General features: G+C 65.1%; 9 protein-coding genes and 1 pseudogene. 3 read left to right on the top strand and 7 right to left on the bottom strand.

Features of this window, described 5'->3' with window-relative positions; translation table 11 throughout:
* Positions 1-45 precede the first annotated feature (45 nt).
* Entirely contained in the window at positions 46-540 is a 495-nt protein-coding gene (locus IOC61_RS04030; RefSeq protein ID WP_195687596.1) for a peptidylprolyl isomerase, read from the bottom strand.
* A gap of 297 nt (positions 541-837) precedes the next feature.
* Here IOC61_RS04030 and IOC61_RS04025 point away from each other — a divergent pair, with 297 nt between their 5' ends.
* From IOC61_RS04025 to IOC61_RS04015, 3 genes are all read left to right on the top strand, one after another.
* Entirely contained in the window at positions 838-2,577 is a 1,740-nt protein-coding gene (locus tag IOC61_RS04025) for a glutamine--tRNA ligase/YqeY domain fusion protein (protein ID WP_195687595.1), read from the top strand.
* An 11-nt stretch (positions 2,578-2,588) separates the two neighbouring features.
* Positions 2,589-4,073, top strand: coding sequence for a cysteine--tRNA ligase (gene cysS / locus IOC61_RS04020; protein WP_195687789.1), 1,485 nt, complete (start codon positions 2,589-2,591; stop codon positions 4,071-4,073).
* 118 nt (positions 4,074-4,191) lie between these two features.
* On the top strand, positions 4,192-5,811 hold the full coding sequence (locus IOC61_RS04015; protein ID WP_229332912.1) for a phospholipase D family protein: 1,620 nt from the start codon (positions 4,192-4,194) through the stop codon (positions 5,809-5,811).
* A 143-nt stretch (positions 5,812-5,954) separates the two neighbouring features.
* Here IOC61_RS04015 and IOC61_RS04010 read toward each other — a convergent pair whose 3' ends face one another.
* From IOC61_RS04010 to clrA, 6 genes and pseudogenes are all read right to left on the bottom strand, one after another.
* Complete coding sequence (locus IOC61_RS04010; RefSeq protein WP_195687594.1) at positions 5,955-7,841, bottom strand: glycosyl hydrolase; 1,887 nt, start codon at positions 7,839-7,841, stop codon at positions 5,955-5,957.
* A 46-nt stretch (positions 7,842-7,887) separates the two neighbouring features.
* The gene (locus tag IOC61_RS04005) at positions 7,888-9,015 is read right to left on the bottom strand and encodes a P-loop NTPase (RefSeq protein WP_195687593.1); all 1,128 of its coding nucleotides are present in this window, start codon (positions 9,013-9,015) and stop codon (positions 7,888-7,890) included.
* A gap of 13 nt (positions 9,016-9,028) precedes the next feature.
* Positions 9,029-9,826, bottom strand: coding sequence for an ethylbenzene dehydrogenase-related protein (locus IOC61_RS04000; RefSeq protein ID WP_195687592.1), 798 nt, complete (start codon positions 9,824-9,826; stop codon positions 9,029-9,031).
* Between the two features lie 47 nt (positions 9,827-9,873).
* A complete protein-coding gene (locus tag IOC61_RS03995; protein WP_195687591.1) occupies positions 9,874-10,614 on the bottom strand; it encodes a molecular chaperone TorD family protein in 741 nt (246 codons plus the stop codon).
* A 14-nt stretch (positions 10,615-10,628) separates the two neighbouring features.
* Positions 10,629-11,609, bottom strand: coding sequence for a chlorate reductase subunit beta (gene clrB, locus IOC61_RS03990; RefSeq protein ID WP_195687590.1), 981 nt, complete (start codon positions 11,607-11,609; stop codon positions 10,629-10,631).
* Between the two features lie 12 nt (positions 11,610-11,621).
* Positions 11,622-12,674, bottom strand: a pseudogene (gene clrA / locus IOC61_RS03985) (chlorate reductase subunit alpha); the annotation flags it as partial.

The following is a 12,674-nucleotide window of genomic DNA, read 5'->3' as shown; positions in this document are numbered from 1 at the left end:
GGCGCCCGCACGGGGCGGGCGCCAGCTGGGGGCAGGACGGAAGGCTTATTCCTCGATGTAGGCCTTCTTGATCACCACGTCCTCGGCGGGCACATCGGCGTGCATGCCGCGGCGGGTGGTGTCGACGTTCTTGATCTTCTCGACGACGTCCATGCCGTCGACCACACGGCCGAAGACGCAGTAGCCCCAGCCCTGGATGGACTTGCCGCTATGGTTGAGGAAGGTGTTGTCGGCGACGTTGATGAAGAACTGGGCGGTAGCGGAGTGCGGATCCTGGGTGCGGGCCATGGCCAGGGTGCCGATCTCGTTGGCCAGGCCGTTGTCGGCCTCGTTCTCGATGGGGGCGTGGGTCGGCTTCTGGTCGAAGTTCTCGTCGAAGCCGCCACCCTGGACCATGAAGCCTTCGATCACACGGTGGAAGAGGGTGCCGTCGTAGAAGCCCTCGCGCACATACTGTTCGAAGTTGGCGGCCGTCTTGGGGGCCTTCTCGTGGTTGAGCTCGACACGAATGTCACCGAAGGTGGTCTGCAGTACGATCATGCGTAAGTTCCTGTGCAATAAAGGGGCGCTGCCTTGGCGTTGCCCATGGACGTGGCGCTATAATACCGGTTTTGCCTCGCTGCGCGAAGCTAGCCTGATGATGGCCTGGATCGCCGCGGCGAGGGGCGCCGGGGATGAGCCGAAGAGGAGGTCCTATGCCAGGGATGGCATCGGTAGCGCCCAGGGAGGGGTTCACAGCGCCTCCTCGCAGGCTCGTCGCCGGAAAAGCCCCGAGCAGTGAAGGCCACAGCCAACGGCCCCCGGACCGCACCCCAACCAGAGGTTGTTTTCCCAACCATGACCACCGACACCACCAGCGCGCCGAACTTTATTCGCAACCAGATTCGTGACGAGATCGAGGCCGGCCGCGACGGCAAGATCGTGACCCGCTTCCCGCCGGAGCCCAACGGCTTCCTGCATATCGGGCACGCCAAGTCGATCTGTCTCAACTTCGGCCTGGCCGAGCAATTCGGTGGTGACTGTCATCTGCGCTTCGATGACACCAACCCGGCCAAGGAGGAGCAGGCCTATATCGACGCGATCAAGGAGGATGTCAGCTGGCTGGGCTTCCAGTGGGTGGGCGACGTGCGCTTCGCCTCCGACTACTTCGATCAGCTCTATGCCTGGGCGCAGCATCTGGTGCGTGAAGGCAAGGCCTATGTCGACGACCTCTCGCCGGACGAGATCCGCGAGTATCGCGGTACCCTCACCGAGCCGGGCCGCCCGAGCCCCTATCGCGAGCGCTCACCCGACGAGAACCTCGACCTGCTCGAGCGCATGCGCGAGGGCGAGTTCGCCGAGGGAGAGAAGGTGCTGCGAGCCAAGATCGACATGGCCTCGCCCAATATCAATCTGCGCGACCCGATCCTCTATCGCATTCGCCATGCCAGCCATCACCAGACCGGCGACAAGTGGAAGATCTACCCCTCCTACGACTTCACCCATGGCCAGTCCGACGCCATCGAGGGGATCACCCACTCCGTCTGCACCCTCGAGTTCGAGGATCATCGGCCGCTCTACGAGTGGTTCCTCGACAACCTGCCGGTGCCGGCGAAGCCGCGCCAGATCGAGTTTGCCCGGCTCAACCTGAACTACACCCTGACCTCCAAGCGCAAGCTCAGGCTGCTGGTGGATGAGGGGATCGTCGATGGCTGGGATGACCCGCGCCTGCCGACCATCTCCGGGCTGCGTCGTCGCGGCTATACCCCGGCCTCGATCCGCAAGTTCTGCGAAATGATCGGTGTGACCCGGGCCGATGGCGGCCTGGTCGAGATAGGCATGCTCTATCACGCCATCCGCTCGGACCTCGAGGACAACGCGCCACGCGCCATGGCCGTGCTCAAGCCGCTCAAGGTGGTACTGACCAATGTGCCCGAGGGGCATGAGGAGATCTACGAGGTGCCCGGCCACCCGGCGCGGGACGATATGCCCGTGCGCAAGGTGCCCTTTACCCGCGAGCTCTATATCGACCGGGACGACTTCATGGAGGAGCCGCCGAAGAAGTTCTTCCGCCTGGCGCCGGGCAAGGAGGTGCGGCTGCGCAACTCCTACGTGATCCGCTGCGACGAGGTGGTCAAGGATGAGGCCGGCGAGATCACCGAGCTGCGCTGCTCGGTGGACTTCGACACCCTGGGCAAGAACCCCGAAGGCCGCAAGGTCAAGGGTGTGATCCACTGGGTCAGCGCCGAGCATGGGGTGCCCATGGAGGTGCGTCTCTACGACAATCTGTTCCTCGAGGAGCAGCCGGACAAGGACAAGGATGCCGACTTCCTCGAGCATCTGAATCCCGAGTCCTTGGTGGTGTGTCAGGCCATCGGCGAGCCCAGCCTGGCCGGGGTCGAGCCCGAGAGTCGCTTCCAGTTCGAGCGCGTGGGCTACTTCTGCGCCGACCGCCATGCCTGTGGCGAAGGCAAGCTGGTGTTCAACCGCACCGTGAGTCTCAAGGACAGCTGGGCCAAGACACTTAAGAAAGAGACACTTAAGAAAGAGACGCAGAAGAAAGAGTCCCGGAAGCAAGACGTGCAGAACAAGGGCTGAGCATGACCGATATGCAGATCTACAACACGCTGACACGCCGCAAGGAGCCCTTCACGCCGATCGAGCCGGGCAGGGTGCGGATGTATGTCTGCGGCATGACCGTCTATGACTACTGCCACCTGGGCCATGCCCGGGTGATGGTGGCCTTCGACGTCATTACCCGCTACCTGCGTCATAGGGGATATGACGTGACCTATGTGCGCAACGTCACCGATATCGATGACAAGATCCTGCGCCGGGCCGACGAGAATGGCGAGACCATCGCATCGTTGACCGAGCGCATGATCGAGGCGATGCATGAGGACGAGGCGCGTCTCGGGGTGCTGGCGCCGGATCAGGAGCCTCGGGCGACTCGACATATCGACGACATCATCGCCATGATCGAGACCCTGATGGCCAAGGGCTACGCCTATGCCGCGGACAATGGCGACGTCTACTATCGGGTACGACGCTTCGAGGGCTACGGCAAGCTCAATAACCGTGATCTCGACGAGATGCGCTCCGGTGCCCGCATCGAGGTCGATGAGCACAAGGAGGATCCTCTCGACTTCGTGCTCTGGAAGGCCGCCAAGCCGGGCGAGGCGAGCTGGCCTTCGCCCTGGGGCGAGGGGCGTCCCGGCTGGCATATCGAATGCTCGGCCATGTCGAAGTGCTGCCTGGGCGAGACCTTCGATATCCATGGGGGCGGGCCGGACCTGACCTTCCCGCACCACGAGAACGAGATCGCCCAGTCGGAGGCGGCCAACGGCAAGCCCTTCGTCAATACCTGGATGCACGCCGGCGCGGTGCGGGTGAACCACGAGAAGATGTCCAAGTCGCTGGGCAACTTCTTCACCATCCGCGAGGTGCTCGAGCACCATGATCCCGAGGTGGTGCGCTACCTGCTGGTGGCCAGTCACTATCGCAGTGCGATCAACTACGCGCCGGAATCCCTGGCCGATGCCCGCAAGTCGCTGGAGCGCTTCTACAACTCCCTCGCCGGGCTGTCTCTCGAAGGGCTCTCTCTCGACGGACTGTCGCAAGAAGGGCGCCCCTACCACGGGCAGTCCCGCGAAGAGGCGGCGGCACTCGGCGGTGCCGGGGCGGTGGTCGAGGGCGTGGACAGCGACTTCGACAGGCGCTTTACCGCGGCCATGGACGATGACTTCAATACCGCCGGGGCGCTCTCGGTGCTCTTCGACCTGGCCCGCGAGCTGAACCGCACAAAGAAGGAGGCCCCCGACCAGGCGCCGGCCCTGGCCGCCGAGCTCAGGCGGCTGGGCGGCATACTGGGGCTGCTGCAGCAGGACCCGGCCCTCTTCCTCAAGGCGGGGGCCGGTGAGCTGCCGCTCTCGGAAGCGGAGATTCAGGCGAAGATCGACGAACGCGCCGCGGCCAAGAAGGCCAAGGACTTCGCCACCGCCGACGGGATTCGCGACGAGCTCGCCGCCCTGGGCATCATCCTCAAGGACTCCCGCGAGGGTACCGGCTGGGTGTTCGAGCGGCCCGAAGCCTAGCCTGGCTCGGGAACCTCAGGTGCCATCGAGTCAGGTCATCCTGTAGACGCTCGGCCCGCCGAAAGGGGCCGGGCGTCTATGTTTTTATACATCTTATTGCTGCGGGTCTGTCATGGTCATGAAGCCGAAGAGGTCGGTGCGAGACTCGCCCAGTCTCGAGGCGCTTGGCAAGCCGCCGATGCCCGAGGGGCGAGTCGTCAGGGGGCTGGTGCTGAGCGTGGTGCTTGGGCTGTTGCTGGGTGGCTGTACCCTGCCCTCGCTGGAGGGGCGGAGCATGACCCGGGCGCTGCCCCTCGAGCAGGCGCGTGATACCACCCTGGGCGAGCTGGTCCGCGACCGGGTGGATCGACACCCTGAGCGTAGCGGCATCTACCCGCTGAGTGATGCTTACGAGGCGTTCGCCGCCAGAATGCTGCTGGCAGAGGCCGCCGAGCAGACCCTCGATCTGCAATACTACATCTGGCACAACGATACCGCGGGCAGCCTGCTGTTCGATGCCGTGCGACGTGCCGCCGATCGTGGTGTCAGGGTCAGATTGCTGCTGGACGATAACAATACGGTGGGGCTGGACGAGACCCTGGCCGCCCTGGATGCGCACCCGGGGATCGAAGTACGCCTCTTCAATCCCTTTGTGGTGCGCTCGCCTCGGGCCATCGGCTATGTGACCGATTTTTCCCGCGCCAATCGCCGCATGCACAACAAGTCATTCACCATCGATAACCAGGTCACCATCATCGGTGGGCGAAACGTCGGTGACGAGTACTTCGGTGCCACCAGCGGGGTGCTCTTCTCCGATCTGGATGTCATGGCGATCGGACCGGTCGTGCAAGACGTTTCCGACGACTTTGACCGCTACTGGCATAGCCAGTCGTCCTACCCGGCGAGCCGGTTGTTGGAGAGTGTCGGCAGAGAGGGGCTGGCGCAGATGGCCGCCGAGGCGGAGCAGGCGCGTGGGTTGCCGAGCTCACAGGGCTATCTGGCGGCACTGGAGGCAAACGATCTGGTCAGCGGCATGGTCCGTGGTGATCTGGCCTTCGAGTGGGCCAATACCTGGATGGTAAGCGATGACCCATCCAAGGGGCTGGGAAAGGCCCGGGAGCAGGAGCTTCTGACCACTCGCCTCGGCGATCTGCTCGGCGCGCCGAGGCGCCAGTTGGATCTGGTGTCCCCCTATTTCGTGCCCATGGAGGAGGGCACGGAGTGGCTGGCGGGCCTGGCGGAGCAGGGGGTCCAGGTCAGGGTGCTGACCAACTCCCTGGAGGCCACGGACGTTGCCGCGGTGCATGCCGGGTATTCAAAGCGTCGCCGGGATCTGCTCGACGCCGGGGTAGAGCTCTTCGAACTGAAGCGCAGCGGCGCCATGGATGTGATAACGCATAGCAGCCCCTTCGGGCGTTTTGGCAGCTCCGGTTCGAGCCTGCACGCCAAGACATTCGCCGTCGATGAGGAGTGGGTATTTATCGGCTCGTTCAACTTCGACCCCCGCTCGGCGCGCCTCAATACCGAGATTGGCTTCTTGATCGAGAGTCCAGCGCTGGCCAAGGCAATGGATGACGCCTTTGATCACCGGGTGTCCGAGCAGAGCTACCGGGTCAAGCTGGCCGATGATGGCCATCTGGTGTGGCATGAGCAAACCCAGGAGGGTAACGTCGTTCACGATAGTGAACCCAATACCGGGCCGCTGCGCCGAGCCGCTGTGAAGGTCATGTCGTGGCTGCCCATCGAGTGGCTGCTGTAGAGGGCAGGCCGGGGATGAGAAGCCGCTGATCGAGATCCTGTTTGGCGATCTGAGCAGCGCCGACCGCTAAGCGACCGGCGCTGCTGCTCCGCTATCTCCCTGTGCTCCCTGAGTCAGTGGCGGTGATCTCAATGGCCAGAGGGCTAAGCGTCATGGCGCCGGGAGTCGCGGCGCAGGATCGTGCCGCGATCGCCCACGGCATAGACGCCGCCATCCCGCGTGGCACAGATGGCGCGCAGGCCGACATCACTGCCGCTGGGCTCGGTCAGCCACTGGCCCTCCTCCAGGCGCAGGATGCGCCCTCGGGTGCCCACCGCAAAGGCGCCGGCGGCCGGGGAGCCGGCCACTCCCAGCAGGTCATCGCGCAGGCGGGTCGGCTGAAGCTGCCAGCGCTGGCCGTTGAAATGGGCCAGGGTGCCGGAGAGACCCACGGTATAGATATCATCCAGCGTCGGTCCCCAGACCCCGTACAGGAAGTTCTCGGTGCCGACGTTGAACTCGCCCCACTCCTTGCCGTTGTAGCGCAACACCAGGCCGAAGTCGCCGACCGCCAGCAGGTGCCGGTCGTCCCAGCCGTGGAGGCTGTAGAGCGCCGACTGGGTGCCGCTGGGCATGCGCTTCCAGCCCAGGCCGTCGAAGTGCAGGATCAAGCCCTCGTCGCCGACCGCGTAGATCGAGTCGGGGCCGGTGCCCCACAGGGAGAGGATGGTGAGGTCGAGATGCAGATCGAAATGCAGCTGCCAGCGACTGCCATCGAAGCGGTAGATGCGCCCGAGCTGTCCGGCGGCAAACAGCCCCTTGCCACTGTCCCACAGGCAGTGCACCGCAAGCTCGCTGGGGGCGGGCAGGGCGCGCCAGCCATCCGCGTCGAGCCGCAGCACGGTGCCCGCCTCGCCGCAGGCGTAGCAGGTTCCGTCACCGGCCTCGTGGATGCCCCACAGCTGATTGGCGGTGGGGGAGGCCATGGCGGTCCAGGGGCTCGGCTGCGCTGCCGCCGGCGGTGGCGCCAGGGCGGCGGTGAAGTCGGGGGCGGCGGTCATGATGGTGCCGAAGTCACCCACCGCCAGTGCCTCGCCGGTGGGTAGCGTGATGATATCCATCAGGTCGTGGTGACTGTTGCTCTCCAGGCGGTCGAGACGCAGCTCCTTGAAGTAGTAGAGGTGGCCCTGGTCGCCGACGATCAGCACGCCCTCCTTGTAGGCCTTCAGCGCCCGAAGGCGCGGCATCGGCGTCTCGAAGGTCAGTGCCTGGAACTCGCCATGGCGGTAGCGCACCAGCTCCCCGCGAAAGCCTCCCTGATCGACGAAGTAGCGCCCGCCGCCCAGCAGCAGTTCATCGTCTGCCAGCAGCACCATCGCCTGAAACCCCGAACTCAGGGGGCAGTCGAGGGCCAGCCAGCGGCCCTCCAGGTTGCGCTGAAGCACTGTCCCCTCGCCACCGGCGGCGTAGACGGTGCCGTTGGGGGCACAGGCCACGGCACGCAGGTTGATGCGTGTCGGACTCGCCTCCCGGTACCACTCGCCGCCGTCGTAGTGCAGGATCATGCCGTCATCGCCCACCGCCCAGGCCTCGCCTGCGGCGTTGCCGTCGATGGCGAAGAGCGGGGTGTTTTCGCTGCAGGGGGCGAAGCGCCCCTCGTCATCGACGAGGCCTCCGCGCTGCTGGTGCCACTCGGCACCGTCGTAATGCAGGATGGTTCCCATCCAGCCGACCGCAATCAGACGATCGGGGCTGGGCCCCCAGAGGCCGTGCAGCGGCAGGTTGGTGGGCACGCTCATGCGCTCCCACTGCTGCCCGACGGCGTCGGGGGCGCCGGTGTAGCGCAGCACCATCCCCTCGTCGCCGACCACGAATACCTCGCCGGCGCCGGCCCAGCCGGACCAGAGCACATCACCGTCACCCGCGCCGACCTCGGGTACCCGGCGCCAGGGGGCACGCCGGGGCGTGCGGGAGCGGGCGCCGTCGAGCAGCTGGCTGAAGAAGCGGCGGCGATCGGGTTGGGCGTTATCGCCATGGCGGGCCTGGGGCATGGTGTAGCGTCCTCGCAGAGTCAGTGGTGTGGTGTAGCGTCCGGGGCTAGCGGGAGGCGTCGCCGTTGTCCGAGGGTGTCGTCCCACCGGCGCCGAGCAGAGCATCCAGCTCCGCACGCAGGGCGTCGCGCTGGTCGTCGGGCACGCTTGCCAGTGCCGCTTCCAGACCCCCCGACAGCTCATCAGACATCGACGGGTGCTGGCTCAGCGCCTGCAGGGAGTCGGCGGCGGCGGCGGCGAAGGTCTCGCTGGCATGTGCGATACACGCCTCCACCGCGGGCATGAAGGCGCGCGCCTCGGCGCCCTGAGGGTCATCGAGCACGATGGGACGCCCGGCATCGGAGCCGCTGGCCAGGGCCGGTGACAGGGGAATCTGCGCCAGGGAGTCCACGCCGACCTCGGCCAGTGCCGCGGCCAGGTGAGCACGCGGGAAGAGGTGGAACTCACCCCCACAGTGGGGACAGGTGACCCCCGCCATGTTCTCCACGACGCCGAGCAGCGGCATGCCGCGCTCCTGGCAGAAGCGTACCGCCTTGAGGCTGTCCATCAGCGCCACTTCCTGAGGCGTGGTGGCCAGCAGCGCCGCCACGTCATGCCCTTCGAGCAGGTCGGCCAGGGTGATCAGCTCGTTGCCGGTGCCCGGTGGCATGTCGATCACCAGAAAGTCCAGCGGACCCCAGTCGAACGAGCCGATCAGATGGTGCATGAAGTCGTGCTTGTAGGCATCTCGCCACACGATGGGGGTGTCGTCGCTCTCCATCATGAAGGCCAGGGAGCCGACCTGGATGGGGTGGTCGATGCCCTCGGTCCGAAAGGCGCGGGGACCAAGGCCACGCTTGTCGATTCGCACACGCTCGCCGACGAAGCCGAAGAAACGGCTCTGGTTGGGGCCGTGGATATCGGCATCGGCGATGCCGACGCGGTAGCCGCGAGCGGCAAGGCCGGCGGCGACGTTGGCCGAGACGGTGCTCTTCCCCACGCCCCCCTTGTTGGCCATCACCATGATGATCTGGCCGATCCGCGCCAGGCGCGACTCGAGCAGCTGCTTCTCGTGATGTCCCTTCTCCAGCCGGCAGGTCGCCTCATCCGGGCAGAACTGGCAGGCATGACCGCGGCCGCACTCTTCGGGCGTCAGCGCCAGCGGGTCGTGGGAGGGAAAGTGGGAAACTGACATCGTCGCTAACTCCTCAGCTGTCGGAAGCGCCTTCCAGGCCGGTATCCAGCAGGATCCAGGTATGCGTGACGCGCTTGTTGCCGTCGCGCTCGTTGTCGCTGCCCTGCCAGACGGCGAAGGCGATCGGAACCTGCTCGCGTGCGAGGTCCACGTCATACTCGCCGTCGGCCGTAAGGGGCCGCGACATCACCACCCGCCATAGGCTGTCCTGCTCGATGGCATCGGGGTAGTAGGCGCCTGCCCCCGTGACGTGCTGCTCGTCGAGGGTCGTGGTGCTGCGGTAACCACCGGCGGCGAGGTTCTCGACCCGGTCGGTGTCGTCGGCACGCCAGTACCAGATGTTGACGGGGTTTTCCGAGCCGGATCCCATCATGTAGGAGGTGTCGGTATCGCCGATGGCGTACTGGATGGCCACCCCATCGCGGAAGCTGTCCACGGTGGTGTCGGTATCCTGGCTGTCATCCTTCCACTGCAGCCGAACATAGAAGCGTTCGTTGGAGCGGGCGACCTGGAAATAGAGATGCTTGCTGCGGTTGGCGCCTTCGTCGAAGCGCAGCTTGACCGACTGGTGGACCGGCGGCGCCGGGAACAGCTCGGTGCGATACATCGGCAGTCGATCCCAGATGATGTCATCCGGGTCATCCTGGGTGCGTAGATAGATATTGTCGGGCAGGCGTGCCGCCTGGACGCTATCCCCCGGCTTGATTTCAGTGATATTGGGATTGATCTCTGTATGGTCGGCCCAGGCAGCGGCCGTGCCGAGCGCCAGGGCACATGCCATGGAGCCGTGAAGAATGAAACGCGTTGTCATGGCAAATCTCCTCGCAAGGGGAACAGGCCCTTGTGCGTGCTACCTGGTCAGCCCCACATCGGGCCGGAATCGAGTTCAGAACGTTCTTCGGCACCGCGGGGTGGCGGGCAGGGGCCGACGCGGGATGCCAGCGCCGCCTGCTGGTTGCTCGCCCAGCGGGGCAGCACCTCGATCAGGTGCGCCAGTGTCGGGTCGAGCCCGCTGACCCGCTCGGCATGGAAGCGCGCCTGGATGGTTGTCAGCAGCGGTTCCAGATAGCGGGCGATAAAGTCCCGTTGGGCGCGTTGATAGGGCGCGGTATCACGCCCGGCCAGCAGCGCCTGGTGCTCTAGATGGCAGAGCAGGGCGCCGAATTCGAGCATGGCCACCAGGTGATCGGGCTCATCGGCATGACCCTCGTCGCCCTGGGCGGCCTGCAGATCGAAGTGGCGATAGAAGGCCTGCACGTTGAGCAGAAAGCTGCCCGGCGTCTGTCCGTTCAGCAGGTCATGGTAGGCGCTGGCCACCAGCGGAACACGCGGCTTGCCGCGCCGCCCCTGCACGAAGGTGCTCATGTAGCCGAGCTCCAGTGCGGTCAGGTCGGGGCTTGCCGGCAGTTCCGGCCAGGGTTCACCGGTCAGAGTCTGCCAGGCGGGTGTCAGCGCCTCGCGCAGGCGCCCGCTCTCGAGCGCCTGCTGGGTCTCGGCCAGCGGGTAGCCAAACAGCGCGGCGGCCAGACGGTAGAGCGTCTCCGCGGCGACGAGGCGATCGGCCTCGCCGGCGTGTGTGGTAGGGGATGGTGCGCTCACGGGGTCTCCTCGTCTCAGCTCAGCTTGAACATCTCGGCATGCTTGTAGCCGATCAAGGTATCCATCAGCTCGCTCTCGCGTCCCTCGGCCTTCGCCTGGCGCTCCGCCTGCAGGGTATCGAGCACCTCACCCACACGCGGGCCGAACAGGCTCTCCAGGTAGCTGAGAGGAATGCGCGACTCATCCAGCTCCTGACCATCGGTACCGTAGCGGGACGGGGAGAGGGGTGGCACGTAGAAGACGTTTGGCTGAGTGCCCCATTCGGCGTGCAGCGGCAGCGCGACCTTGTACTTCTCGACCAGCTGATGGACGGGCCCCTCCTCGTCGTCGCGATACCCGATCCAGCGGATCCGGCCGACGCACTGCTGGGCACAGGCGGTCGGCAGCCCCTTCTCGATACGCGGATAGCAGAAGATGCACTTCTCGGACTTGGAGATCTGCTCGTTGAAGTAGATCTTCTTGTAGGGACAGGCGTTGACACAGTAGCGGTAGCCGCGGCAGCGCTCCTGGTCCACCAGCACGATGCCATCCTCCTGACGCTTGTAGATGGCGTTGCGCGAGCAGGCCGCCAGGCAGGCCGGGTTGGCGCAGTGGTTGCACAGGCGCGGCAGGTAGAAGTAGTAGCTGTTGGGATAGTCGCCCTCGCCCCGGTCCTCGTCCCAGTTGGCCCCCCAGGTCGGCTTGACGTGGGGGCGCAGCCAGGGATCGGTACCGGTCATCAGCGCTTCCTGGTAGTTGTACTCCCAGGGAATGCCGTAATCCTCCTGGCTCGGCTGACGGCCCAGGCGCAGGGCACCATCGGCATCGAAGCCTCCGCCCATGTTCTGATAGTCCCGCGGGTAGCCGAGCCCCGGCTGAGTCTCCACGTTGTTCCAGTACATGAACTCGCGACCGTTGCGGTTGGTCCACATCAGCTTGCAGGCCGCGGAGCAGGTGTGGCAGCCGATGCACTTGTTCAGGTCCAGCACCATGCTGAGTTGGCGTTTGACAGCCATGACAATCTCCTCTTAAACGGCCCGCGGGTCAGCGATGTCTTCGGCCTTGGCCAGCTCGATGTCGTAGCTGGACTCATGGATATGCTGGTTGGCATTCCACATGGCATAGATGAACTTCAGGTGTCCCCAGCCACCCGCCAGCTCCAGCGGCTGCAGAAACACGGCGTGGGAAACGTTCATGTTGCGGCGATGAATATACTGATGCGGCTCCCAGCCATGCTCCATCATGATCGAGTCTGGCGGAAGGCTCGGGTAGAACTTGGCCTGGGCAAAGAAGTCCCCGTTGCCGTTGAACAGCCGCACCGTGTCACCGTCCTTGATCCCTTTCTGCTCGGCCAGCCTGGGGTTGATATAGATATTGGGCTCGCCGCGCTGCAGGCGAAGTAGATACTTGTTGCTGCGCCAGTTGGAGTGAATCGCCCAGCGGGAGTGTGGCGAGTAGAACTTCAACGGGTAGTTGGAGGCCTCGGGGCCCGCGAACAGGCGCGCCGTGGGTACGGTCGACTCCAGCTTCTTGAACCAGGGATGGTCGCAGTAGAAGGTGATGCGACCGGTCAGGGTGTCGTAGGGTTTCTTGCCTTCGGTCTGGGCGGTGAAGGGGTCGTAGGCCCTGTCCGCCTCGAGAGGCTGATTCAGCCCCGCATGTTCGTTCATCACGATAAAGCCCCGCTCGGCGGCCTCTTCCAGGCTCACGCCACCGAATTCGGGGGAGTCCTCGATGATGTGCTTGAGCACATCGTAATCCGTGTTCAGCGTGCCCTGGCGGGTAAAGTCATCATGAATGGTGTGCAGGTCGCGGGTCACGTCACCATCCTGGATCGGACCGATGCCCCGCGCGATGGCGCGCTCCTGAATCTTCTTGGTCAGCAGCGCCATGATGTCCCAGTCCGGCTTTGACTCGCCGACCGGCGGAACCGAGCGGGTAAAGACGTTGGCGAAGCGGTGGTACCCCTGGGTGCGGATATCCCATGCCTCATAGTGGCTGGCCGCCGGCAGCACATAGTCGGCCCACTCGGCGGTGGAGTCCATGCGCACGTTGATGTTCACGTACAGCTCTTCCGCCTG

This window comes from Halomonas sp. KAO (assembly GCF_015595025.1).
GTDB lineage: Bacteria > Pseudomonadota > Gammaproteobacteria > Pseudomonadales > Halomonadaceae > Halomonas.
The sequence above is the reverse complement of the archived record's forward strand: the minus strand, read 5'-3'. Positions and strand labels throughout refer to the sequence as shown.